Source organism: Streptomyces sp. CB02414 (assembly GCF_001905385.1).
Classification (GTDB): domain Bacteria; phylum Actinomycetota; class Actinomycetes; order Streptomycetales; family Streptomycetaceae; genus Streptomyces.
The window spans coordinates 352,065-376,837 of record NZ_LIPF01000002.1; the positions used below are offsets into that span (position 1 = coordinate 352,065).

Annotated in this window: 20 protein-coding genes; 10 read left to right on the plus strand and 10 right to left on the minus strand. The window is 70.8% G+C overall.

The window, feature by feature from the left end:
* Window positions 1–67: 67 nt before the first annotated feature.
* Both fomD and AMK11_RS07735 read left to right on the plus strand, forming a co-directional pair.
* Complete coding sequence (fomD, locus tag AMK11_RS07730; protein ID WP_073724577.1) at window positions 68–769, plus strand: cytidylyl-2-hydroxypropylphosphonate hydrolase; 702 nt, start codon at window positions 68–70, stop codon at window positions 767–769.
* 279 nt (window positions 770–1,048) lie between these two features.
* Window positions 1,049–3,136, plus strand: coding sequence for a SpoIIE family protein phosphatase (locus AMK11_RS07735; RefSeq protein ID WP_073724579.1), 2,088 nt, complete (start codon window positions 1,049–1,051; stop codon window positions 3,134–3,136).
* A 75-nt stretch (window positions 3,137–3,211) separates the two neighbouring features.
* Here the strand turns inward: AMK11_RS07735 and AMK11_RS07740 are convergent, their stop codons facing one another.
* Window positions 3,212–5,521 (minus strand): transglycosylase domain-containing protein, encoded by a 2,310-nt coding sequence (locus AMK11_RS07740; protein ID WP_073725656.1) that lies wholly within the window; start codon window positions 5,519–5,521, stop codon window positions 3,212–3,214.
* Window positions 5,522–5,803: 282 nt separating this feature from the next.
* Between AMK11_RS07740 and AMK11_RS07745 the strand changes: the two genes are divergently transcribed.
* The 5 genes from AMK11_RS07745 (at window position 5,804) to AMK11_RS07765 (ending at window position 10,853) form a co-directional block, all read left to right on the plus strand.
* Window positions 5,804–6,751 carry an SPFH domain-containing protein gene (locus tag AMK11_RS07745; RefSeq protein WP_073724581.1) on the plus strand — a complete coding sequence of 316 codons (948 nt, stop codon included), beginning with the start codon at window positions 5,804–5,806 and terminating at the stop codon, window positions 6,749–6,751.
* A complete protein-coding gene (locus tag AMK11_RS07750; RefSeq protein WP_079187301.1) occupies window positions 6,748–7,074 on the plus strand; it encodes a hypothetical protein in 327 nt (108 codons plus the stop codon). Before AMK11_RS07745 ends, AMK11_RS07750 begins: the two co-directional genes overlap by 4 nt.
* 160 nt (window positions 7,075–7,234) lie before the next feature.
* Window positions 7,235–7,759, plus strand: a complete 525-nt coding sequence (locus tag AMK11_RS07755; protein WP_073725660.1) for a PadR family transcriptional regulator — start codon at window positions 7,235–7,237, stop codon at window positions 7,757–7,759.
* Entirely contained in the window at window positions 7,756–8,445 is a 690-nt protein-coding gene (locus tag AMK11_RS07760) for an ABC transporter ATP-binding protein (RefSeq protein WP_073724583.1), read from the plus strand. The genes AMK11_RS07755 and AMK11_RS07760 overlap by 4 nt, the downstream gene beginning before the upstream one ends.
* 98 nt (window positions 8,446–8,543) lie before the next feature.
* The gene (locus tag AMK11_RS07765) at window positions 8,544–10,853 is read left to right on the plus strand and encodes an ABC transporter permease (RefSeq protein ID WP_073725662.1); all 2,310 of its coding nucleotides are present in this window, start codon (window positions 8,544–8,546) and stop codon (window positions 10,851–10,853) included.
* 514 nt (window positions 10,854–11,367) lie between these two features.
* On the opposite strand, the gene AMK11_RS07770 is transcribed toward AMK11_RS07765, so the two are convergent.
* The gene (locus AMK11_RS07770) at window positions 11,368–12,306 is read right to left on the minus strand and encodes a LysR substrate-binding domain-containing protein (RefSeq protein WP_073724585.1); all 939 of its coding nucleotides are present in this window, start codon (window positions 12,304–12,306) and stop codon (window positions 11,368–11,370) included.
* 138 nt (window positions 12,307–12,444) lie between these two features.
* On the opposite strand from AMK11_RS07770, the gene AMK11_RS07775 reads away from it, so the two are divergent.
* Window positions 12,445–12,999 (plus strand): peroxiredoxin, encoded by a 555-nt coding sequence (locus AMK11_RS07775; protein ID WP_073724587.1) that lies wholly within the window; start codon window positions 12,445–12,447, stop codon window positions 12,997–12,999.
* A 6-nt stretch (window positions 13,000–13,005) separates the two neighbouring features.
* Window positions 13,006–13,542 (plus strand): alkyl hydroperoxide reductase, encoded by a 537-nt coding sequence (locus AMK11_RS07780; RefSeq protein WP_073724589.1) that lies wholly within the window; start codon window positions 13,006–13,008, stop codon window positions 13,540–13,542.
* Window positions 13,543–13,648: 106 nt separating this feature from the next.
* On the opposite strand, the gene AMK11_RS07785 is transcribed toward AMK11_RS07780, so the two are convergent.
* From AMK11_RS07785 to AMK11_RS07795, 3 genes are all read right to left on the minus strand, one after another.
* Entirely contained in the window at window positions 13,649–15,088 is a 1,440-nt protein-coding gene (locus AMK11_RS07785) for an AI-2E family transporter (protein ID WP_073724591.1), read from the minus strand.
* A gap of 155 nt (window positions 15,089–15,243) precedes the next feature.
* Complete coding sequence (locus AMK11_RS07790) at window positions 15,244–15,939, minus strand: transglycosylase SLT domain-containing protein (protein WP_198941316.1); 696 nt, start codon at window positions 15,937–15,939, stop codon at window positions 15,244–15,246.
* Window positions 15,940–16,341: 402 nt separating this feature from the next.
* Window positions 16,342–17,667: a PhoH family protein gene (locus tag AMK11_RS07795; protein WP_073724595.1), complete on the minus strand. Its 1,326-nt coding sequence runs from the start codon at window positions 17,665–17,667 to the stop codon at window positions 16,342–16,344.
* Window positions 17,668–18,690: 1,023 nt separating this feature from the next.
* Here AMK11_RS07795 and AMK11_RS07800 point away from each other — a divergent pair.
* Window positions 18,691–19,887, plus strand: coding sequence for a winged helix DNA-binding domain-containing protein (locus AMK11_RS07800; RefSeq protein WP_073724597.1), 1,197 nt, complete (start codon window positions 18,691–18,693; stop codon window positions 19,885–19,887).
* 7 nt (window positions 19,888–19,894) lie between these two features.
* Here the strand turns inward: AMK11_RS07800 and AMK11_RS07805 are convergent, their stop codons facing one another.
* From AMK11_RS07805 to AMK11_RS07825, 5 genes are all read right to left on the minus strand, one after another.
* Window positions 19,895–20,686 carry a class I SAM-dependent methyltransferase gene (locus AMK11_RS07805; RefSeq protein WP_073724599.1) on the minus strand — a complete coding sequence of 264 codons (792 nt, stop codon included), beginning with the start codon at window positions 20,684–20,686 and terminating at the stop codon, window positions 19,895–19,897.
* 47 nt (window positions 20,687–20,733) lie between these two features.
* Entirely contained in the window at window positions 20,734–21,627 is an 894-nt protein-coding gene (locus AMK11_RS07810; protein ID WP_383583139.1) for an LLM class flavin-dependent oxidoreductase, read from the minus strand.
* A 42-nt stretch (window positions 21,628–21,669) separates the two neighbouring features.
* Window positions 21,670–22,338: a hypothetical protein gene (locus tag AMK11_RS07815; RefSeq protein WP_073724601.1), complete on the minus strand. Its 669-nt coding sequence runs from the start codon at window positions 22,336–22,338 to the stop codon at window positions 21,670–21,672.
* Between the two features lie 704 nt (window positions 22,339–23,042).
* The gene (locus AMK11_RS07820; protein ID WP_073724603.1) at window positions 23,043–24,401 is read right to left on the minus strand and encodes a putative T7SS-secreted protein; all 1,359 of its coding nucleotides are present in this window, start codon (window positions 24,399–24,401) and stop codon (window positions 23,043–23,045) included.
* Window positions 24,398–24,619, minus strand: a complete 222-nt coding sequence (locus AMK11_RS07825) for a hypothetical protein (RefSeq protein WP_241846913.1) — start codon at window positions 24,617–24,619, stop codon at window positions 24,398–24,400. The genes AMK11_RS07820 and AMK11_RS07825 overlap by 4 nt, the downstream gene beginning before the upstream one ends.
* Between the last annotated feature and the right edge of the window lie 154 nt (window positions 24,620–24,773).

Sequence of the window (24,773 nt, forward strand, 5' to 3'; positions counted from 1 at the left end):
GTCCCGCGCGGGGGTGCTCCTCGCGATCACCGGCGCGTCGGATGGCCGGGGCACCTAATATCTGCCCATGGCAGACGGTGAGACGGTGAGCGCGGCGGAGGCGGACGGGCCGGCGGCCCCCGCGGAGTTCTGGACCCCGGGGAGCCACATCCTGTGGCGCTACCGGGAGAACGGCGGCCCGCACGTGCACATCGCACGCCCCGTCACCGTCGTACGGGACGACGCGGACCTGCTCGCGGTCTGGCTGGCGCCCGGCACCGAGTGCGTGAAGCCGGTCATCGCCGACGGCACGCCCGTGCACCTGGAACCGCTGGTGACGCGCTACACCAAGCCGCGCACGGTGCAGCGCGACCGGTGGTTCGGCACGGGCGTGCTGAAGCTGGCGCGGCCCGGTGCGCCCTGGTCGGTGTGGCTGTTCTGGGACCCGGGCTGGCGGTTCAAGAACTGGTACGTGAACCTGGAGGAGCCGCTCGCCCGCTGGGAGGGCGGCGTCGACTCCGAGGACCACTTCCTGGACATCTCGGTGCACCCGGACCGCGGCTGGCACTGGCGGGACGAGGACGAGTTCGCGCAGGCCCAGCGGGACCGGCTGATGGACGCCCGGCTGGCCGAGCGGGTGCGGCAGGCGGGACGGGCCGCGGTGGCGGAGATCCGCGCCTGGGAGTCCCCGTACGCGGACGGCTGGGAACACTGGCGACCGGATCCGTCGTGGGAGGTACCGTCGCTCCCCGGGGACTGGGACCGCACACCCGCGCATGTGTCCTCATGAGACCCTTGATGCGCCCCCGGGCAGGAAACGTAGGATCGTCCTCCGCAACCAGCAGGGCAGCAACCAGCGGGGCGTGCACCGTGCTTGACCGATCGTCACCGAGGGGCGGCAGGACGTGAGCGAGAGGTACGCAGACAACACGGGCATGGGCCGCGGACGGTCCGCCGGTGACACAGGAACAGCCTCTGACCACGCGGGAATCCCGTTCCCGGGGCACGTATTCCGGGTATCGGGATTTCTGCGGGACGAACTGCACGCGCCGCGCGCAGTCCCGGACGGATGGATTCGACACGCGTGACGGAGCACCCGACCTCCTTCGACCGCCCGACGGCGGGCGGTGACCCCGCGGACCCCCGCGGGGCGCTCCTGCGTACCCCCGTGCCGCCGCGCGCCTCCGGGTCCGCGTTATCGGCACAGGGGCGCGCCGGCCAGACGCCGCCGACCTCCGGCACGGGCGCCTTCGAGCACTCCCAGCCCGGCACCGAACCGGCCACCGGTTCCGACACCCACCGGCCGCGGCCCACACCCGACGGCGTCCCGGTGCAGCCGGGGGGCGCGCAGACCGGTGCGGGAGCCGGGCCCGGGCCCGACGGTGCGGGGACACCGGCGCGGGCCGAGCGCCGTACCGGGCAGGTCACCTCGCCCGGCCGGCCCACGCCCATGCGGCGGGACGGGGACCGGCTGCGCTTCGTGGGGGCCGCGACCCGGCGGATCGCGCGGGGCATGGACCTCGACGAGATCGTGATGGGGCTGTGCCGGGCCACCGTGCCGACCTTCGCGGACGCGATCCTCGTCTACCTGCGCGAGCCGTTGCCGGTCGGCGACGAGCGGCCCACCGGCCCGCTGGTGCTGCGGCTGCGGCGCACCGACCGCATACCGGCCGAGCGGGACACCGAGACGGGGTTCACGCCCGCGGTCCAGCCCGAACCCTCGGAACTGGAGACGGTCGGCTCCGAGCTGTGCGAGGTGCGGCCGGGCAGCGCGCTCGCCGAGGTGCTGCGCGGGGTGCGCCCGGTCTTCACGGACACCCCCGCGGCCCGCGCCGCCCTGCCCGAGCTGCTCGGGGACGGCGGCGGCTTCGCCGTGCCCGACGGGCAGCGGGCGATCCTCGCGCCGCTGCGCGGCCGGCGCAGGGTGATCGGGGCCGCCCTCTTCCTGCGCGGCCCCGAGCGCGTCGCCTTCGAGGCCGACGACCTGCTGGTCGCCGCCCAGCTGGCCACGCACAGCGCGCTCGGCATCGACAAGGCGGTGCTGTACGGCCGTGAGGCGTACATCGCCGACGAGCTGCAGCGCACCATGCTCCCGGAGAACCTGCCGCACTGCACCGGCGTGCGGCTCGCCTCCCGCTACCTCCCGGCCGCGGAGACCGCGCGGGTCGGCGGCGACTGGTACGACGCGATCCCGCTGCCCGGCAGCCGCGTCGCGCTGGTCGTCGGCGACGTGATGGGCCACTCCATGACGTCGGCGGCCATCATGGGCCAGCTGCGGACCACCGCGCAGACCCTGGCCGGGCTCGACCTGCCGCCGCAGGAGGTGCTGCACCACCTCGACGAGCAGGCCCAGCGCCTGGGCACCGACCGCATGGCGACCTGTCTGTACGCCGTGTACGACCCGGTCTCGCACCGCATCACCGTCGCCAACGCCGGCCACCCGCCGCCCGTACTGCTGCACCTCGGCGGTCACGCGGAGGTGCTGCGGGTGCCCGCGGGCGCCCCGATCGGCGTGGGGGGCGTGGACTTCGAGGCCGTGGAGCTGGACGCCCCCGCGGGCGCCACGCTGCTGCTCTACACCGACGGGCTGGTCGAGTCCCGCCTGCGCGACGTGTGGACCGGCATAGAGCAGCTGCGGGAGCGCCTCGCCGTCACCGCGCAGCTCACCGGCCCCGACCATCCGCCGCCCCTGGAAGCCCTGTGCGACGAGGTGCTGGACATGCTCGGGCCGGGCGACCGGGACGACGACATCGCGCTGCTCGCCGCCCGCTTCGACGGCATCGCGCCCAGCGACGTGGCGTACTGGTTCCTGGAGCCCGACGACACCGCTCCGGGACGGGCCAGGCGGCTGGCCCGCCGCGCCCTCGGCCGCTGGGGCATGGAGGACCTGACCGACTCCGTGGAGCTGCTGGTCAGCGAGGTCGTGACCAATGCCGTGCGGTACGCCACCAAGCCGGTCACCCTGCGGCTGCTGCGCACGGACGTGCTGCGCTGCGAGGTCGGCGACGACGTGCCGCAGCTGCCGCGACTGCGGCAGGCGCGGGCCACCGACGAGGGCGGGCGTGGGCTGTACCTGGTCAACCGGCTGGCCCGGCGCTGGGGAGCGACCCGGCTGAGCACCGGGAAGGTGGTCTGGTTCGAGCTGAACCGGGGCTGAGCCCCCGTACAACTGGAAGGGCGCCCGGTGCTCACCGGGCGCCCTTCCGCGTACCTGCTTCCGCTGCCTGCGCTCCTACCGCTCCTGCCGGTCCACGTCCGGGAAGAACGGGTTCTCCGGTTCCGTGGACGCCCCGCCGGTCGGCGGCGCCTCGGACGACGGGCTGCCGGACGGCGACTCGGACACCGACTCCGACGGCGACTCGCTCACCGGCGGCTCGGACGTCGGGTCCTCCGTCTCCGGCTCCTCGCTCTCGGGCGGCTCGGGCGTCTCCTCCTGGGACGGCGACTGGGACGGCGACTCGCTCGGCGACGGGGTGGTGCTCGGCTTCACCGCGTTGCCCTGCTTGGTCTCCAGCTCGAACTCGCTGACCTCGTCCATGACGCCGAAGGTGTACGCGGCCCAGATCTCCGCCGGGAAGCCACCGCCGTTGACGCGGTAGTCGACGCCGCCGGCCTTGTACATCGGGACCTGGGCGTGGGTCTTCGGGTCCTCGCCGAACAGGCCGACCGAGGTGACCAGCTCGGGCGTGTACCCGCTGAACCAGGCCGACTTGTTGTTGTCGGACGTGCCGGTCTTGCCGGCGACCGTCTGGCCGTCGCGCAGCGGGTTGTTCCGCACGGACGTCTTGGCCGTACCGTCATCGACCACGCCGGTGAGCACGGAGGTCACCGTGTCGGCGGCCTCGCGGCTGATGACCTGCTCGCCGATCGGCTCGGGGAACTCCACCGTGCGGTCCTTGTGCTCGACCGACTTGACGATGGCCGGCGTGACCTTCTTGCCGTGGTTGTCGAGGGTGGCGTAGACACCAGCCATCTCCAGCGGGCTGGCGCCCATACTGCCCAGGGTCTGGGCGGGCACGGCCTGGTCGCCCTCGGTGTTCATCCCGAGGTCGCCGGCGACCTTCATGACCTGCTCCATGCCGACGTCGACGCCCATCTGCGCGAAGGCGGAGTTGACGGACTTGTTCATCGCCTCCTGGACGGTGATGTCCCCGTAGCTCCTGTCGTCCTCGTTGGGCGGTGCGAAGCCGACCTCCCGGTCGCCGTCCATGACGGGGCGCTCGCTGGTGCCGTCGTAGATCGTGTTGGCCGTGATGGGGTCGCCGTCCTGGGTCTCGGCGTCCTGGTCGACGGCCGCGGCGAAGATCACCGGCTTGAAGGTGGAGGCGGGCTGGTAGTCGTCGCGGGTGGCGTTGTTCGTGTAGTGCTTCACGTAGTCCACGCCGCCGTACATCGCCACGACGCCGCCCGTCTTCGGGTCGACGGAGACGGCGCCGGCCTGGACGTCGGCGTCGACGTCGCGCTTCTCGGGGTCGAGCTTGCTGGTGAGCTTGGCCTTGACGGCCTTCTCCAGCTCCGCCTGCTTCTCCTTGTCGATGTTGAGGGTGACGGTGTAGCCGCCGAGGTCCAGAAGGGCCTTGGCCTGCTCCATGTCCTCGGCCGCGCCCTGCTCGACGAGCTGCTTCTTGATCTCGTAGTCGGCCGCGGTCACCAGGTACCCGGTCTGGCCCTGCATTCCCGCTGCGGCCTTGGGCTCCTTCGGCTCCGGGAACTTCATGCCCTGGCGATCGGACTGGCTCAGCCAGTCCTCCTCGACCATATTGTCCAGGACGTAGTTCCAGCGCTCCTGGACGAGCTTCTTGCCGGTGTCGCTGGCGATCGCCCAGTCGTACTGGTTCGGTGCCTGGAGCAGCGCCGCGAGGTACGCGCCCTGCTCGACCGTAAGGTCCTGGGCGTCGACGCGGTAGTAGGCCTGCGCGGCGGCCTGAATACCGTAGGCGCCGCGGCCGTAGTAGCTGGTGTTGATGTAGCCGGCCAGGATGTAGTCCTTGGACTTCTCCCGGTCCAGCTTCAGGGAGATGACCAGCTCCTTGAGCTTGCGCGTGACCGTCTGTTCCTGGGACAGGTAGTAGTTCTTGACGTACTGCTGGGTGATGGTCGAGCCGCCCTGCGCGCCCTTGCCGGAGAGCGTGTTGAGCAGGCCGCGCGCGGTGCCCTTGAGGTCGACGCCGGAGTCCTTGTAGAAGGTCTTGTTCTCGGCGGCGACGAAGGTGCGCTGGACCTCCTTGGGCACCTTGGCCAGGTCGACGATCTCGCGGTTGCGGTCGCCGGTGCGGGTCATGATGCTGCCGTCGCTGTACTTGTAGACGTTGCTCTGCAGCTCGGCCTCGGGGTTGCCCTCGGGGATGTCGATCACCATGTACAGCACGATGAAGGCGCCCATGCCGAGCAGGCAGAGGCCGAAGAACGTGCCGAGGATCTTCTTCCAGGTGAAGAACCTGCGTATGCCGCTCTTCTGGCCGGCCCCCGACGAACGGCGGGTTTTCGGCGCCGCGCGGCGGCCACCGCGCTGTCGCGCTCTTCTCTCTTCCGCTCGCCCCATGGGTCCGATCCGCTCCGCTTCCTTCATCTGTGGGCACGCTCTGCTCACGTGTCACACAGGTTCGTCGCTCAGGTCAGCTCAGAAAGCTAACACCGGGAGATAAGACAAACGCCTGCCGATCCGGCCTTGTACGGACGTGAGAATCAGCACCCGTTCCCCTGGAACCGACGTACGAGAGGGGTTCAGGGTTGCCGTTCGAGGGTAAAGTGATATCACTTAGATAGACCTGAGATAGACGTCCGGGCGCGTCCGAGCGCGCCCGCCGAGAACGGGGGACTCGCCATGTCCACGCACGACACGCACGACACTTCGCAGGTCAGGGCGGACGTACCGGAGATGCCGGCGCCACGGGTACGTGAGACGCAGGCGCACAGCATCGGTGGCGGGATGGCGCTGCTGCTGGGTCTGGTGGGGCTGGTGGCCGGGGCCGGCCTGATCGCCGCCGCCACCGCGGTCTCCTCGGCCGGGGGCAAGGCGGCGCTGATCGTCGCGGGGATCGTGATCGCCCTGGCGGCCTTCCTCGCGATGTGCGGGCTGAACATGGTGGCGCCGGGCGAGGCCCGGGTGGTGCAGCTCTTCGGGCGGTACCGGGGGACGATCCGGCAGGACGGGCTGCGCTGGGTCAATCCGCTGACCTCGCGCACCAAGATCTCGACGCGGGTGCGGAACCACGAGACGGCCGTCCTGAAGGTCAACGACGCCTACGGCAATCCCATCGAGCTGGCGGCCGTGGTGGTCTGGCGGGTGGAGGACACCGCGCAGGCCAGCTTCGAGGTGGACGACTACGTCGAGTTCGTCTCCACCCAGACCGAGGCGGCCGTGCGGCACATCGCGATCGAGTACCCGTACGACGCCCACGAGGAGGGCGGCCTCTCCCTGCGGGGCAACGCCGAGGAGATCACCGAGAAGCTCGCCGTCGAGCTGCACGCGCGCGTGGAGGCGGCCGGCGTGCAGATCGTCGAGTCCCGCTTCACGCACCTCGCGTACGCGCCGGAGATCGCCTCGGCGATGCTCCAGCGGCAGCAGGCGGGCGCGGTGGTCGCGGCGCGGCGGCAGATCGTGGACGGGGCGGTCGGCATGGTGGAGGCGGCGCTCGCCCGGATCAGCGAGCAGGACATCGTGGAGCTGGACGACGAGCGCAAGGCCGCGATGGTGTCCAACCTGATGGTCGTGCTCTGCGGGGACCGCGCCGCCCAGCCGGTCCTGAACACCGGGACGCTCTACCAGTGACGGCCCGGTCCGAGGGCACGCCGTCCGAGCCGCCCGACGAAACCCCGCCCGAGGGGTCCGACTCCGGGGGTCCGGCCGCCCCGAAGCGCAGGTCGCCGCAGCAGCGCAAGCAGGTGCTGCTGCGGCTGGACCCCCAGGTGTACGAGGCGCTGGCCCGGTGGGCGGGCGACGAGCTGCGCTCGGCCAACGCCCAGATCGAGTTCCTGCTCCGCCGGGCCCTGGCGGAGGCGGGCCGGCTGCCCGGCGAGGCCGGACCGCTGCCTCGGCGGGGGCGCCCGCCCCGGCGGCCCGGACCGGGGTCCACGCCACCGCCACCGCCGTAGAGGAGTCGGCGAAGCCGCGTCACCGCACACTGCGGAGGCGCGGCTTCCGTCGTGGCGGAACCGTGACAATCGCCTCCGACCTGGGCTCCCGTACACGCGGCCATCAGCTCTGCACCGCGCGTATACATGACACGTATACACCGTGTGTAGAGTGCTCGGCATGTCCATCGGTCACACCCTCCTCGGGCTCCTGGAGTCCGGGCCGCGCCACGGTTACGACCTCAAGCGCGCCTTCGACGAGAAGTTCGGTCACGACCGGCCGCTCCACTACGGCCAGGTCTATTCGACGATGTCCCGCCTGCTGAAGAACGGCCTCGTCGTCGTCGACGGCATCGAGACCGGCGGCGGCCCCGAGCGGAAGCGGTACGCGATCACCGACGCGGGGATCACCGACGTACAGCGGTGGCTCGCCACGCCCGAGAAGCCCGAGCCGTACCTCCAGTCGACGCTCTACACGAAGGTCGTCCTCGCGCTGCTCACCCGACGCGACGCCGCCGACATCCTCGACACCCAGCGTTCGGAGCACCTGCGCAGCATGCGCATCCTGACCGACCGCAAGCGCAAGGGCGACCTCGCGGACCAGCTGATCTGTGACCACGCCCTGTTCCATCTGGAGGCCGACCTGCGGTGGCTGGAGCTCACCGCGGCGCGCCTCGACAAGCTCCGTGAGGCGGTAACCCGATGACTCCTCCCGCAGGTTCGCTGCTCTCGGCCGAGCAGCTGCGCAAGGCCTACGGCCCGACCCTCGCCCTCGACGGCGCCGAGTTCTCCATCCACCCCGGCGAGGTCGTCGCCGTGATGGGACCCTCCGGGTCGGGCAAGTCGACGCTGCTGCACTGCCTCGCCGGGATCGTCCCGCCCGACTCGGGCACGATCATGTACGGCGGGCGGGAGCTGTCCGCCATGGGCGACGCCGAGCGCAGTGCGCTGCGCCGCTCCGACTTCGGGTTCGTGTTCCAGTTCGGGCAGCTGGTGCCGGAGCTGACGTGCGTGGAGAACGTCGCCCTGCCGCTGCGGCTGAACGGCACCTCCCGCAAGGAGGCCGAGCGGGCCGCGCTGACCTGGATGGAGCGGCTGGAGGTCGACGGCCTGAGGAAGAAGCGGCCCGGTGAGGTCTCCGGCGGCCAGGGGCAGCGGGTCGCGGTGGCGCGGTCGCTGGTCACCAACCCGCGCGTGCTCTTCGCCGACGAGCCGACCGGCGCGCTGGACTCCCTCAACGGCGAGCGCGTCATGGAACTCCTCACGGACGCCGCCCGCTCCACCAACGCCGCCGTCGTGCTGGTCACGCACGAGGCACGGGTGGCCGCCTACTCCGACCGCGAGATCGTCGTACGGGACGGCAGGTCCCGGGACATGGAGCGGGTCGTATGAGCGTGCCCACACGCGAGAGGCCGCCGAGCCTGGCCGCAGGAGAGGTCCGGCGCGAGCGGGGCCGCGGCCGGGTCCGGGCAGCCGCCGCCGACCTGGCCATGGGGGTCCGCTTCGCCTTCACCGGCGGGCGCGAGGGGTGGACCCGGGCGGTGCTGACGGCGGTCGGCGTCGGGCTCGGCGTCGCCCTGCTGCTGCTGACGACGGCGATCCCCAACGCGCTCGACGTCCGGCACGAGCGGGAGGCCGCGCGCACCGACATCACCTTCACCGACGAGCAGCCGGCCAAGGCGGACGACACGCTCGTGGTCGCCAACGTCGGTACGGACTTCCGCGACGACACCGTCCGGGGCCGGGCCCTGGAGCCCGAGGGGCCGCGGGCGCCGCTGCCACCGGGGGTGGAGGAGTTCCCGGCGAAGGGCGAGATGGTGGTCTCCCCCGCGCTGAAGGAGCTGCTGGAGTCGGACTCCGGCGCGCTGCTGCGCGAGCGGCTGCCGGACCGGATCATCGGCACCATCGCGGAGGAGGGGCTGATCGGCTCGGCCGAACTCGCCTACTACCAGGGCGCCGAAGGGCTCGCGCCGCACATCGACAGCGGCCGGATCGTCCGTATCGACCGGTTCGGGGATCCGAATCCGGGTTCCGAGCGGTCCGACCCGGTGCTGCTCCTGCTGATCCTCGTCGTCTTCGTGGTGCTGCTGATGCCGGTCGCGGTCTTCATCGCGGCGGCCGTGCGGTTCGGCGGGGAGCGGCGGGACCGGCGGCTGGCGGCGCTGCGGCTGGTGGGCTCCGACAGCGGGATGACCCGGCGGATCGCCGCCGGTGAGGCGATGGCGGGCGCGGTGCTGGGGCTGGTCTTCGGTGCCGGGTTCTTCATGATCGGGCGGCAGCTCGCGGGGACCGCCGAGGTGTTCCGCATCAGCGTGTTCCCGAGCTACCTCAACCCCTCGCCGCTGCTCGCCCTGCTGGTCGCGGTGGCCGTGCCGGCGGCGGCGGTGCTGGTGACGCTGTTCGCGCTGCGCGGGGTCGTCATCGAGCCGCTCGGCGTGGTGCGCGCGGGCCGGCCGCCCCGGCGCCGGCTGTGGTGGCGGCTGCTGCTGCCGCTGGCCGGACTGGCGATGCTCTACCCGATGATCGGCAACGGGCGGGACAACGGCGACTTCAACCAGTACCTGGTGACCGGTGGTGTCGTCCTGCTCCTGGTCGGCGTGACCGCGCTGCTGCCGTGGATCGTGGAGGCCGTCGTCGCCCGGCTCGGTGCCGGTGGCGTGGCCTGGCAGCTGGCCGTGCGCAGGCTGCAGCTGAGCAGCGGTACGGCGGCCCGCATGGTCAACGGCATCGCGGTGGCCGTCGCGGGCGCGATCGCGCTGCAGATGCTCTTCGCGGGCGTGGAGGACGACTACACCCGGCCCACCGGGCAGGACGTGTCGCTGGCGCAGATGGAGGTGACCCTGCCGGACGGGATGCCGGTGACGTCGGCGGCCGGCAAGCTCCGTGACACCGAGGGCGTGAAGGAGGTCTACGGCTACTCCGAGGGCTACCTCGGCGACCGTGCCCTGGAACCGGAGGCGATGACGTCCGTGACGGTGGGCGACTGCGCCGCGCTGCGGGAGATGGCCGACCTGCCCTCGTGCGCCGACGGGGACGTGTTCGCCGTCCACGGCGCCGAGTGGGACGCCGGGGTCGACATGGCGAAGCTGGCCGAGCCGGGACGGAAGCTGTACCTCGACCCGTCGTACGAGGGCACCCCGAAGAGCCTGGAGATCCCCTGGACGGTGCCGCAGGGCGTGAAGGCGGCGGAGCCGCGCCGCGGTCTGCTGGCCGGGATCGACCGGGGCGGCTTCCTGATCACGCCGAAGGCGATGCCGGACTCGCTGGTGCCGGCCCTGGCCGGGCACGCCTATCTCAGGCTGGACGAGTCGGTGCCGGACGTGCACGACCGCGTACGGAACACCGCGGCGGCCGTCCACCCGCTGGCTGACGCCATGGTGTGGGCGGCGACGGAGCGCACCGGCCGGTTCGACGCCATCCGCACCGGTCTGTTCGTCGGGGCGGCGTGCGTGCTGGCGCTGATCGGCGCGAGCCTGCTCGTCTCCCAGCTGGAGCAGCTCCGCGAGCGGAAGAAGCTCCTGTCGGCCCTGGTCGCCTTCGGCACCCGGCGCCGCACGCTGAGCTTGTCGGTGCTGTGGCAGACGGCCATTCCCATCGTGCTGGGCCTGCTGCTGGCCATGGTGGTGGGCCTGACGCTGGGCACGGTCCTGCTGAAGATGACGAACACCCCGGTCAGCGTCGACTGGACCGGCGTCCTCGCCATGACCGGCATCGGCGCCGCGGTCGTCCTGGTGGTGACCCTGCTGAGCCTGCCGCCACTGCTGCGGCTGATGCGGCCGGAGGGGTTGCGTACCGAGTAGGGCCGCGCCCCGCCCCGGGCAGGCCGGGCGGCCCGGGGCGGTGCTGCCCGTCCGGGGCCGCCCGTCCGGGGTCGGCAGTCCGAGGCCGGCAGTCCGAGGCCGGCAATCCGGGGCGGAGGCTCCGAGGCTGACGGCCCGGGGCCCACGGCCCGAGGCGCACGGCCCGAGGCCGACGGTGGCGGGCGATCCGGGGCGGGCAGCCGGAGACGGGCGATCCAAGACGTCCGCCCCAGAGCGTGCGCCCCGGGGGCGGACGGCCGGGGCGCACGATCCGGATCGGACAGCCCGAGGCGGGCGCCTCTGGGCAGACGCCCCGGGGCGCACGACCCGAGGCGGGCGGTCGCAGGCGGACACCCCTGATCGGACGACCCACATCGGGCAGCCCCGGACACACGAACCTGGGCAGATGATCCGGAACCGACGACCCAGGAGGGACGAACCGATGCGGGCGGTCCTGGGCGGGCGGCCCGACGCACACGACCCGGGCGCACGACCCGAGGCGGGCGGGGCCGGTTCAGGCCCCGAGCGTCCGCACCGGCAGGTCCGTCATCGCCTCCCGCAGCGCACCCGCCAGTTCCTCGTACTCCGCGGAGCGGGCCGCGCCCGTGCGCATGGCGAGGGCGATGCGGCGGGTGGGGGCCGGGTCGGCGAAGGAGCCGGTGAGGAGCTGGCTGGAGCGGGAGGTCTCCACGCGGACCGCCGTGCGCGGCAGCAGCGTCACGCCCAGGCCGCCCGCCACCAGCTGCACCAGCGTCGACAGCCCGGCGGCCGTCGTGGTCGCGGGGACGTCCGCGCGGCCGGCCTCCCGGCAGATGTCGAGCGCCTGGTCGCGCAGGCAGTGTCCCTCGTCGAGGAGCAGCAGGTTCAGCTCGCGCAGCACCGAGCGCTCGATGCCCTCCCGCCCGCCGAGCCGGTGGTCGAGCGGCGTGACGAGCACGAAGTCCTCGTCGAAGAGCGGGACCTCGGCGACGCCGGGGACGCCGAGCGGCACCGCGAGCAGCAGCAGGTCGAGGCGGCCGGTGGACAGCCCCTCCAGCAGGCTCGCCGTCTGCTCCTCGTGGACCTGGAGATCCAGGTCCGGGTAGCGGTCCTGCACCAGGCGCAGCACGGTGGGCAGCAGGTACGGTGCGACGGTCGGGATGACGCCGAGCCGCAGCGCGCCGGTGAACGGTGCCCGTACCGCCTCCGCCTCCTCCAGCAGCGCGCCGACCTCCGCCAGTACCGCCTTCGCCCGCACCGCGAGGCGTTCCCCCGCCGGAGAGAGCAGTACCTTGCGCGTCGTACGCTCCAGGAGGGTGACACCCAGTGCCTCCTCCAGGGCGGAGACGGCGCCCGAGAGCGCGGGCTGGCTCATGCCGATCGCGGCGGCGGCGTCGCGGAAGTGCAGGTGCTCCGCGACCGCCGCGAAAGCCCGCAGCTGGGCGAGGCTGGGCTGTCTCTTCCTGCCCGACATTAATAGCCACCTCCGATCAACTCGACCGAGTGTAGCTATTTCCGTAATCAATGCACCCTGTGCCAACATCAATAACGTCCAACCCATGGGAAACACTCGCAAAACGGGTGTTTTCTCGCTGCGTTATTTGGAGAGCGTGTGCTCACTGTCGGTGACAAGTTCCCCGAGTTCGAACTGACCGCCTGCGTCTCGCTGGAGAAGGGCAAGGAGTTCGAGCAGATCGACCACAAGACCTACGAGGGCAAGTGGAAGGTCGTCTTCGCCTGGCCCAAGGACTTCACCTTCGTGTGCCCGACCGAGATCGCCGCCTTCGGCAAGCTGAACGACGAGTTCGCCGACCGTGACGCCCAGATCCTCGGCTTCTCCGGCGACTCCGAGTTCGTGCACCACGCCTGGCGCAAGGACCACCCGGACCTCACCGACCTGCCCTTCCCGATGCTGGCCGACTCGAAGCACGAGCTCATGCGTGACCTCGGCATCGAGGGCGAGGACGGCTTCGCGCAGCGTGCGGTCTTCATCGTGGACCAGAACAACGAGATCCAGTTCACGATGGTCACCGCCGGCTCCGTCGGCCGTAACCCCAAGGAGGTCCTGCGGGTCCTCGACGCCCTGCAGACCGACGAGCTCTGCCCGTGCAACTGGAGCAAGGGCGACGAGACCCTGGACCCGGTCGCGCTGCTGTCGGGGGAGTGAGCTGACATGTCCCTCGACTCCCTGAAGTCCGCCGTACCGGACTACGCCAAGGACCTGAAGCTCAACCTGGGCTCGGTCATAGGCAACTCCGACCTCCCGGCGCAGCAGCTGTGGGGCACCGTGCTGGCGACCGCCATCGCCTCGCGCTCCCCCATCGTCCTGCGCGAGCTGGAGCCGGAGGCGAAGGCGAACCTCACGCCCGAGGCGTACTCGGCCGCCAAGTCGGCCGCCGCGATCATGGCGATGAACAACGTCTTCTACCGCACCCGGCACCTGCTGTCGGACCACGAGTACGGCACCCTGCGCGCCGGTCTGCGGATGAACGTCATCGGCAACCCGGGCGTCGACAAGGCCGACTTCGAGCTGTGGTCCTTCGCGGTGTCCGCCATCAACGGCTGCGGCATGTGCCTGGACTCGCACGAGCAGGTGCTCCGCAAGGCCGGTGTGGACCGCGAGACGATCCAGGAGGCGTTCAAGATCGCCGCCGTGGTCGAGGCCGTCGGCGCCACGCTGGACGCGGAGGCCGTGCTGGCCGCGCAGTAGTCCCCCGCGGAAGGCTGCCCACGCACGACGACGGGCCCCGCTCACCGACTCGGTGAGCGGGGCCCGTTGCGTCGCCACACCGGGGCCAGTGCTCCCGCGGTCGTCGCTACGCCGGGGAGGTGCCCGTCGGCGGTCCGTCCTCCGCCGTGTCCTTCACCGCCGGTTCCGTGCCCGCGCCCGCCGCGGTTTCAGGGGAGCCCGGGGTTCCGGAGCCCCCGGAACCGCCCGGCGTCGCCGCGGCCGCGTCCGTGGACGTCGCGCCGCGTGGCTTCGGGGCCTGTCGTACGGCGGCCTCCCGGGAGTAGGCCCGCAGATAGCCGACGACCGTGTTCGTCACCGCCACCAGCGGTACGGCGACCACCGCGCCGCCGATGCCGGCCACCATGCCGCCCGCGGCCACCGACAGCACCACCGCCAGCGGATGGACCCGCACCGCGCGCCCCAGGATGAACGGCTGGAGGATGTGCCCCTCGATCTGCTGTACCGCCAGCACCACGACGAGCGTCATGACGGCCGCGAACACCCCCTGCGTGACCAGCGCCACGACCACCGCGAGCGCTCCCGAGATCACCGCGCCGACCAGCGGGATGAAGGCGAACAGGAAGATGAACACGGCCAGCGGGACGGCCATCGGCACGTCCAGGAAGTAGATGCCGAGACCGATGAAGATGGCGTCGATCAGCGCCACGATCACCGTGCCCCGCACGTACGCGGTCAGCGTCCGCCACGCGCGCGGACCGGCACCGGCCACGCCCGGCCGGGCCGCCGCCGGCACCAGCTTCAGCGTCCACTGCCAGACGCGCTTGCCGTCGTAGAGCAGGAAGAGCGTCGAGAAGGCGGCCAGCAGGATGCCGGTGAGCGCCTCGACGACGACCGTGACGCCCTCCAGACCGGCGGACGTTATCTGGTCGGTGTTGGCGCCGACCGCTTCCCGCAGGTTCTTGGCGATCTCGTTGATCTGCTTGTCGGTGACGTGGAAGGGGCTGTTCAGCAGCCAGTTGCGCAGTTCGTCGATGCCGTCCTGGACCTGGTCGGAGAGGTTGTCGATGTTCTCCATGACCTGCCAGGTCACGAACCAGCCGATCAGCCCCATCACCACGAACCCGAGGATCGCGGTCAGCGCGGTGGCCGGCCCCCGCGGCACCCCGAGCCGCCGCAGCCGTGCCACGGTCGGCTGGAGCAGCGCCGTGATCAGCAGCGCGGCCACGAACGCCAGCACCACCAGCTGGACGGCACTGATCACCCGCATCAGCACCCACACGGTCCCCGCGAGGACCAGCAGCCGCCACCCGGCCTCCGCGGCGACCCGTACGCCCCAGGGGACGGCCTGCGCGGGATCGGGACGGTTCTGGACCACGAGCTGGTGCTGCGGTGCGGTGTCGTGCTCCGGGGGCGGGTCCTGCCGCGACGGCGGCGCGTGGTGGGCGGCCGGTGACGGTTCGCCGTCGGGGCCCTCTTCCCGCGCCTCGCGGCGCTGCTCCAACCGCTCGCTCATCTGCGTCAGTCCGGCGCCGAGCCGACCGAGCCACCCTGGCACTCGCGACATGATCCGTCCTCTTCCCCCGTCTTTCCCCACCACTCCCCCCTGGAGTCGTTCCGGTCCGACCGTACATCGCGGGCACGCGAAAGCCCCTCACCGAAGGACGGCGAGGGGCTTCGCGAGGTTGAGCGGTGGGGCAACCGGTCTGTGCCGGGCGGGACTCAGTACCAGTGGTTGGCCTGCCAGAAGGCCCAGGCGTCGCACGGGCTGCCGTAGCGGTTGTCCATGTAGTTGAGGCCCCACTTGATCTGGGTGGCCGGGTTGGTCCGCCAGTCGGCGCCCGCCGAGGCGTACTTGCCGGCCGGGAGGGCCTGGAAGAGGCCGTAGGCACCGGAGGAGGGGTTGACGGCCTTGTAGTTCCAGCTGGACTCGTGGTCCACGATGTTGCTGAAGCACTGCCACTGGCCGCTCGGCACCATCTGACGGGCCATCGCCTGGATCTGGCCGATGCTGTAGGAGCTCTGGACGGAGAAGCTGGTGGCCTCGCGCTGGGCGTCGCGGCTGGCCGCTTCCTTCGCCGCCTCGCGCTTCTTCGCCTCCTCGGCCGCCTCCTTGGCCTTCTCCTGCTTGGCCACGGCGGTCTCGGCGGCTGCCTTGCGGGCCGCCTCCTCGGCGTCCTTCTTGGCGCTCGCGTCCGCGGCGATGGCCTGCGCGTCGGCCTGCTGCGTCAGGGACGCGGTCTGCACCTGCGCCTGCTCGCCCATGGGGATGTCCGCAAGCAGCGTCGTGCCGGCTGCTGTGGCTTCCGCGTCGTTGTTCTGCGCGGTGCTGCCCGAGGCAACGCCGACGACACTTCCGACAGCGGTGACCGCCGTGGCCGAGGCCACTGCGAATCCCCGGACCGAGATCCGGCTCACACGGTTTCCTTCCAGCATCGCCCGCTTCGGTGACCCTCGCGGACGCAATCGTGCCCCTGGCACTGGCCTCCCCAACTACGGGTCACGGGAGGCACGGGCCCGGTGGACAACTCCCCGTCAAGGGAGCGCCGCGTGGTGCTCGGGCGGCATACGACGCTGCTATGGAGTTGAGACTGGTGCTTCTGTCGTGCTGCCGTACCGCTGGGGGTACAGCTGTGTCGTATGCGGGGCCTGACAGGAACGAGACTCTGCCGTAACCCGACGGGGTGAGGCAATTCTGTGTTGCGTGTGAAAGCTCACATCCCGTTTGGCCCAGGGGATTCCCGGAAAGCCACACACGCCGAGGCGCCGCCCGGCTAGGCTCTTCGCCTTCCGGACGGCGCCCACGTCACGCGATATGCCTCAGATGTGGCCGTCCTCCAGCATTTCGGTCACGAGTGCCGCGATCTGCGACCGCTCGGACCGGGTCAGGGTGACGTGCGCGAAGAGCGGATGCCCCTTCAGCTTCTCGACGACGGCGACGACACCGTCGTACCGCCCCACCCGCAGGTTGTCCCGCTGCGCCACGTCGTGGGTCAGTACGACCCGCGAGTTGGCCCCGATGCGGGAGAGCACGGTCAGCAGGACGTTCCGCTCCAGCGACTGGGCCTCGTCCACGATCACGAACGCGTCGTGCAGCGAGCGCCCCCGGATGTGGGTGAGCGGCAGCACCTCCAGCATCCCGCGCGCGGTCACCTCCTCGATGACCTCCCGGCTGGTGACCGCCGACAGCGTGTCGAAGACCGCCTGCGCCCAGGGGCTCATCTTCTCGGCCTCGGAGCCGGGCAGATAGCCGAGTTCCTGTCCGCCGACCGCGTACAGCGGCCGGAAGACCATCACCTTCTGGTGCTGCCGCCGCTCCAGCACCGCCTCCAGCCCCGCGCACAGCGCCAGCGCCGACTTGCCGGTGCCGGCCCGGCCGCCCATCGACACGATCCCGACGTCGGGGTCGAGGAGCAGGTCGAGCGCGATCCGCTGCTCGGCGCTGCGCCCCTTGATGCCGAACGCCTCCCGGTCGCCGCGCACCACGCGGACGCTGCCGTCGGGCGTGACCCGGCCGAGCGCCTTGCCGCGCTCCGACTGGATGGTCAGCCCGGTGTGCACGGGCAGCTCGGATACCTCGGGGACGTAGACCCGCCCCTCCTCGAAGAGGATGTCCACCTGCTCGCCGGGCAGCGTCAGTTCGGACATGCCGGTCCAGCCGGAGGCGTCCGTGATGGCGAGCTCGGCGCGGTACTCCTCGGCGAGCAGGCCGACGGAGGACGCCTTGATCCTCAGCGGGAGGTCCTTGGACACGACGGTGACGTCGTATCCCTCCGCCTGGAGGTTGCGGGCTACCGCGAGGATACGGGAGTCGTTGTCCCCCAGGCGGTAGCCGGTGGGCAGCACGCTGGGGTCCGAGTGGTTGAGCTCGACACGCACGGTGCCGCCGAGATCTCCGATCGGAATGGGGGCGTCGAGGCGACCGTGCCGTACGCGGAACTCGTCGAGCAGGCGCAGGGCCTGCCGGGCGAAGTAGCCGAGTTCGGGATGGTGCCGCTTGGCCTCCAGCTCCGTCACCACGACGATGGGGAGCACGACCTCGTGCTCGTCGAAGCGGTTCAGGGCGTTCGGATCGGCCAGCAGGACGCTGGTGTCGAGAACGTAGGTGCGCCTGTCTGGCTTGTGGCGCTTTGTGCTGGTCACCACGGAAGGACGTACCCCCTCGGATGAGGTCGGGGAGCGACGGAGTGGACGCTGGGCCGGGAGAGCGGGAACGAACCGGCCGGCCGACGGCCGCCCTGCACTGACGAGTCGGCCGGTCGGCGGCCGCCCCGGACGGGCGCGGGCCGCGAGCCGGCCCTCCGCCGCGTCTTCCGTGCCGTGACCGCACGGTGGGGCTGGTGCAAAGGGCCTCCCGGGCGGACGGCTCCGTGCCGTCCGCTGAGATACGACACCCGTGGTTCGGGCGTCGACCTGCTTGGTTTATGCCCTCGAACAAGCGCCGCCATGCCACGGCACAGGACGACGCACCGGTGAACTCCTCATGACGCGCGCCCCTCGGGCGTCCGCCGGACGCCCCTGCCGAATGCGGGCAGAAAAACGGGCCGGTCCGTGGGGGGGATACGGACCGGCCCGAGGGGGGGGTTCCACCATAACCCTTCGTAAGGGATGTCGGGTGCATCGGCGTGCCACAACTACTCTCCGAAATCGCCCGGCGACGCCCGGGTGGCCGTGGAAGCACCCATTCCGCCATGAATCATGGCCGGAACGGAGCGGGCGGGAGAGAGAAAACCGCGCCCCCGGCGCACTGGAGGGACGGTCCGGCAACATCCCGCGCGCGCCGGCGCCCGCACGGCGGACCACCCGCGCTTCCCTCCACCGGGTGACCCCACCGGCGAACCCCCGTTTGACCGGGCACCGCGCAGCCCCCTCCACTGCGCGGTGCCACACGCGCAGCTTTGCTCACGCGAATTACCTGGCACCGAACTTACGTGATCGGGCGGGGCGAATTCGACGCGGTAAGGACAACGATGAATAACGATGTGGAAACCCTGTGAGGATCGCCGGGCGATTCCGCACCCTCCCTCCAGGCACGCGGATATTTGCGGAGGTGGGCCATATATGCCCAGAAGATCCCGCACCACCCCGGCCCCGCGGAGGCACGCACGGAAGCCACCGCCGGTTCCATCTAGGCCACATACTGGCCTACTGCTCCCCTAACGTCGCCTCATGACGAAGAGGACGGCCATCACTTGGGACGCGGCGAGCGCACGCCGCCTCGAACGACAGTTCCTCGCCAACTCCGCCCGAACGGGCACGCCGGTCGCCGAAGCGGCCGGTGCGATGCTCGGCGTCCACGCCCAGGTCCTCTCCGCGGCGGAGTTGTCGGTGGGCATCCGGGTCGACGGCGTGACCCGGACGGACGTACGGACCGCACTGTGGCCGGCCGGATCGCCCGCCACCCCGCCCTCGCTGATCAAGACCCACGGCCCGCGCGGCACCGTCCACCTGCTCCCGGCCCGCGACCTGCCCATGTGGTGCGCCGCGCTCCCCGCCGTCCCCGCCGGACCGGCCTCCTTCCCGCCCGGCATACGGCTCACCGAGGACCAGGCGGCACAGGTCGTGACGGCCATCGGCGACGCACTGGACGGCGCCTTCCTCACCATCGACGAACTGGGCGAGGAGGTCGTCGCCCGCACCGGTCCGTGGGCCGGCGACCTGGTGATGCCCGCGTTTCAGACCATGTGGCCGCGCTGGCGCCAGGTCCTGCACCGGGCCGGCCAGCGCGGCGCCCTGTCCTTCGGCCCCAACCGCGGCCGCAAGGTGACGTACACCCGCCCGCCGCACTTCACCCCGCTGCCCCCGAATGAGGCGCTGCACCTCCTCGTACTCCGCTACCTGCGCGCCTACGGCCCGGCCACCCCGCAGCACTTCGCCAGGTGGCTGGCGGCTCCACCCGCCTGGGCGCGCACTCTGTACGAGGACCTGGCCGCCGCGGGCCAGATCGAGGAGGTCGACTTCGAGGGGGTGCCGGCGTGGGTGGCGGCGGGCGACACGGACTTCCCCCGCGGCGCCGAGCGCGACGACCTGCTGCGAGGGCTGCACCTCCTGCCGTACTTCGACGCGTACCTGATCGCCGCTCAGCCGCGGGAGCTGCTCTTCCCGGGAGCGGCGTACCAGCGGGCGCTGGCGGGCGGGCAGGCGGGCAACTTCCCCGTGCTGCTGGTCGACGGGGTCGCGGCGGGCGTGTGGCACCAGCGGCGCCGGGGACGGCGTACGACCGTCACGGTCGAGCCCGTGGGACGACGAGGTCTGGCGGCATCCCGGCAACGGGAGCTGGAGGCACGGGTGGAGCGGGTGGGAGAGGTGCTGGAGGCACGGGCGGAGCTGGTGGTGGGCGAGGTGACGACCGGCCCCCACGCGTGAGCGACCCCTACTGTCGCGGTTTCCGGGCCTCGAAGAGGTGCCGCGCACTGTGGGCCACGAAGGGCCCCTCCGCCGCGATGCGCTCATGCATCTCCCGCAGCCGGTCCCGGTACGCCTCGACGGTGAACCCCGGGACCATCCACACGACCTTGCGCAGGAAGTGGACGACGGCCCCGACGTCATGGAACTCCATCCGCAGCCGCTCCGCCCGCAGGTCGACGACCTCCAGCCCGGCAGCCTCGGCGTCGGCCCGTTCCCGGTCGGGGTGCCGGGCGTTCCGGCTCTCCTCCGGCTGCGGCCCCAGGAAGAACTCGACGACCTCGAACACGCTCGCCGGCCCGACATGCTGGGCGAAGTACGTACCGCCGGGCGCGAGGACCCGGGCGATCTCCGACCAGTGCGGCACGACGGGATGCCGGCTCACGACCAGGTCGAAAGCCCCGTCGGCGAAGGGGAAGGGCGCGTCGTCGGACGAGGCGACCACGGGGACGCCGCGGGGGCGGAGCAGTTCGGTGGCCTTCGCGACGTTGGGCGGCCACCCTTCGGTGGCGACGAGGAGGTCGGGCCGCCCGGGCGCCGCTGCCCCGAGGGCGAAGTCCAGCACCTCCCCTCCCCCGGTCTGCACCTCCAGTACGGCACCGGCCCCGGCGAGCCGCGCGCCCATGGAACGGGCGTACCCCCAGGAGGGCCGCGCCTCGGTGGCCCGCCCCTCGAACCAGGAGAAGTCCCAACCTTCGGTGGGGACGGCGGCGCCTTCGGCTACGAGGTCGTCGAAGGTGCCGGGGGTTGGGGGTGCCATGGGAGTCCCATCGGTGTCGGTACGTGTGTGGGTCGGGGAGCGGTGCTTCACGCCACCAAGGGGCGGACCTCCTCGGCGGCGAACCGTACGAAGCCCTCCGGATCGGGCTCGTCACCCGTCGGCTGGAGGATCACGGAGTCCGCACCGGCCTCGGCCAACCGCCGTACGGCGCCGGCAACGGCCTCCGCGTCCCCCGCGACACCAAGACCCGGAACCCCCTCGTCCCCCTCGGCGACCAGCTCGGCCCGCACCCGCTCGTGGGCGCCGGCCCCGGTGGCGGCGAGCAGATAGACGACGACCTTGTGCGCGTCCGTCCGCCCGGCCGCCGCACGCCCCTCGTCGATCAGCCGCCGGGCCCGGCGTACGCCGTCCGGCGGGGTGGACGCGGTGAGAACGGTCCCGTCGGCGGCCTCACCGGCCAGCCGCAGCGAACGCGGGCCGGTGGCACCGGCAAGCACGTCGACGCCCTGCCCAGGCGGCCAGTCCAGCGCCACGCCGTCGAGCCGGACGTACCGCCCCTCGGTCGTCACCCGCTCCCCTGCCAACAGGGCCCGCAGGGCGAGAAGGTGTTCCCTCAGCAGGGTGACAGGCGACTCCACCCGCGCCCCGACCTGCCCCATCCAGTCCTGCACGCCGTGGCCGACGCCGAGAATCGCGCGGCCGGGGAACATCCGGTGCAGGGTGGCAGCCTCCATCGCGGTGATCGCCACGTTCCGCAGGGGCACGGGCAACAGCCCGACCCCGACCCGCACCCTCTCGGTCCACGCGAGCGCGGCGGCGGCGGTGGAGATCCCACCCTCACGGAAGCAGTCCTCCCAGAGCCACAGTTCCTCCAGCCCCGCCTCGTCGGCGACACGAGCGACGGCACGCAGCCGCTCGGGGGCGAGCTGGGGGCGGAACACGGCGCCGAGTGCGATCGTCATGGGGGTCGTGGGGGCCATGAAGGTCTTCCTACCCGCGCCTCCGCCCACCGGACAACCGCTTTACGGGGCGTCCCCCAAGGGCTTCTCGAAACGGACCGTCTCCACCACTTGGCGCAGGATCGCCCGGTACTCCTCCCTCCGGGCGGTGGCTGTGGTGCTGAGGGTGAGGACGGCGAGGCGGGTGCAGTCGGGGTGGGGGAGGTGGGCGTGGATCTGGAGTAGGGGCTGCGGCGGGAGACCGCTTCCTTCGGCACCTTTCAGCGCGGTCTCGCTCAGAACACCCGGCCCGCACGGCAGTTCGAGGAGGGTGACATGTGTGTGTCCCTTGCCCGATGTGACCGCCAGCGCTGCTGTGACACCGCGCGGAGCCACGCTCGTTTCACGCCAGGAGATGGTGAAGAGGGAGAGCAGAGGGGAACCCACATTGGTTGCATCGACGTCGTCGCGATGTAAGCCCAGCGAACAAAAGACGGTGCCTGCTTCGCATAGGGCTGCCAACATCTGCTGTCCTGCGGCGAACTGTGCAATGAAGCGTTCGCGCTGTACGCCATCCGGCATCGATTCGAGCAAGGGAGCGACAGTCTCTTGCATCATCACGGCGGCAGACGAATCAGGCTCGGCAAGCAGGACGTCCAATGGAAGTGCCATGAAACCGGCTGGTTCGGCAAACCACAGCTCCGCGCAGAGGTCTTCGACGGACTCGTGAAGGATGATTGGCGGGGCACTCACGGCAACCTTCTCTCAGCGGTCCGAGGAGCGACCGGGCGTACGCCCGCGCGTCGGCCACGCTCGATGTCATCTGCCGTCGCGCACCAGTCACTGAACCGCTGACCACTCCGCTCATCGATTCGCTGCTCGACAATGTGCAGGCGTCGAGGTGTGGTGCCCTTCCCAGCGGGAGCAGCCACAACCCCAACGAAACGGCAGTCACCGGCGAACCAGACCGTCTCGATTTGCGCCTTCAAGCGAGGGCTCGCACGAGGAACCATGCGTCTGACCCACCACCGAGTGCGGAGGTGCGTCGAGAAGACCATCGGAAGCCACTGACCCTCACACGCCGGATTAGGGAACTCAAACCATCCGAATTGACTACCCTCTACCTCTGGCCGATCGACGATACCCCGCGGCACATCACGCATGATCCGCCACGAGTACGTACGCAGAATTCGCCGCATCATCAACGCTCCGAGGACGTTCTTCACCTGGGCAGCCACTCGATAAGGACCGTAGATAAAGTACGGCATGAAAACCCATACCACCCATTGAGGCGTATAGGTAGAGATACCCAGTAGCAGAATCCAACAGGCGGCCCAACCTAAAGCTGCGAGGACATTACTCAACACGTGCCAGGCCCAGAACCGTCGCGTCGGAGGATGGCCCCAGGCAGAAGGGCAGAGGGTAGCGTGCACAGTTTAATTCTCCACTCAATGGCCTCAGAAGACGTGTCGGACCAGACCAATGATCCCGCCGCTATCGAGGATGAGACGAGATCCGTCGATTCCCGCGACAGTGCCACTCTTGATACCGTCTTCCTCCGCATCAACTGCCTTGCTGTACAAGCCAAAACCACCAGTGACTACGCCGGTCACAGCTGACGTCGCGACTACGGCGTTTGCCGCCTTATCAGGATCGCTGAACCCACTTACAGCTCGCGCGACGAGCGGATTTTCCAGTCCAGCAACGTGTCTTGCTTCCTCAAAGGACTTCGACCCGTAGGTGGCTGCCTTCTGCCAGAACCCGATCGACTGACTACCCGTCCGGATGGCGCGAGTGGCCTTGATGCTGCCGTTCACCACCGCCCCCAGTCCTGGCAACGCGCCCACAGAATCCGCCCCCACCGAGACAGCGTTGCTCCAGAAGTCGGCATCGAACTCTCCCTTAGTGAAACCGTCCACTAGCGAAGCTCGGATCTCCGGGTCGCTCAGCCGAAGAGCAAGTGCTGTGAGGCTCAACCCCGAAGCCGTGAGCATCAGCGCCGCTGCGGTCGCCAGGCCCCACCCCAGCGGTCCCGACAAGAGAAGAGCCACCACACCGATGAGCCCCGCCGTGAAGCTCAGGATGTCCGGCAGGTTGTCGCCCAGCCAGTCCAGTGCCTCGTCGAACCACCCTGGCTCCTGTGGCGCCAGCTTCTCCGTGGCGTCGCGGATCTTGCCGGCCCGGTACCCGGCCTTCTCCTCGTGCTCTTCGGCCAGGCTCTTCGCCCTGCCGATGATCTTCCGCAGTTCGGTCTCGGCGTCGTCCAGGTCACCGTTGGCGCGCGTCAGCGCCTTCTGCGCGGCCTCACGGTCGGCGCCTTCCGCCTTGAGGCCGGGATCCTCACCCGCCTCGTCCGCACGCCCCCGCGCACGGTCGACCGCGGCCCGGGCCTCCTTCGCTTCCTCCTCCAGCCTCTTGGCACGCCGCTGGAAGTCGTCGAGTTCACCCTCCCAGCGGCTCAGCTGCGTGGCCGCCTTGCGGATGGAGTGTGCCGCGTTCTTGAGGTTGAGCGGCAGTGGGCCGCCGTCGAGCTGCTCGCGGAAGGCGACCGCGGCATCGCCCTTCCAGTAGCTGCCGTCCAGCAGCTTGGTGACCGTGTCGTAGGTGTCCTGAAGCACCTTGGCGCAACCGCTGAGCTTCTTCTGCAAACCCCGCACGGACTCCGTGTCGCCCGGTACGGGGTCGAAGCCGAGGTGCGGGTAGTCGGGGTTGGGAATGCACGGCGCCGACTTGAGGCCCTGCGGCTTGCCCAGGTCGGCCCGGGAACGCGGGTCCAGGGCGGCCCCGTCCTGGTCCTGTCCGGCGGTGGCGGTCACTTCTTGCCGCCGCCCTCGGCCTCGCGTGACTTCCGTACCGCCTCCTCAAGCGCCTTGTCGACCTCGAGGTAGCTGTCCTTGCTCTTGCCGATGATGTCGGCGAGATCCTCCGTCTGCTTGCCGATCTCCTCGGAGCCGTACTTCCAGTCTTCCTGGAAGTACTCGCACGCCGAGTCGAGGTCGTCGGTGCCGAGGCCGGTGATGCTCGCGTCCGACAACGCTTTGCGGACCCCTTTGAGTGATGTCGACGACTTCCTCAGCGACTTCATAAAGCGCCCGAGCTCGTCACCGTCCACGGCAAGCCGCCCCGCCATGTGTCCGTCCCCTCTCCGGTCCACCTACACCGAAGAGGGGAACGACACCATTTGGTTT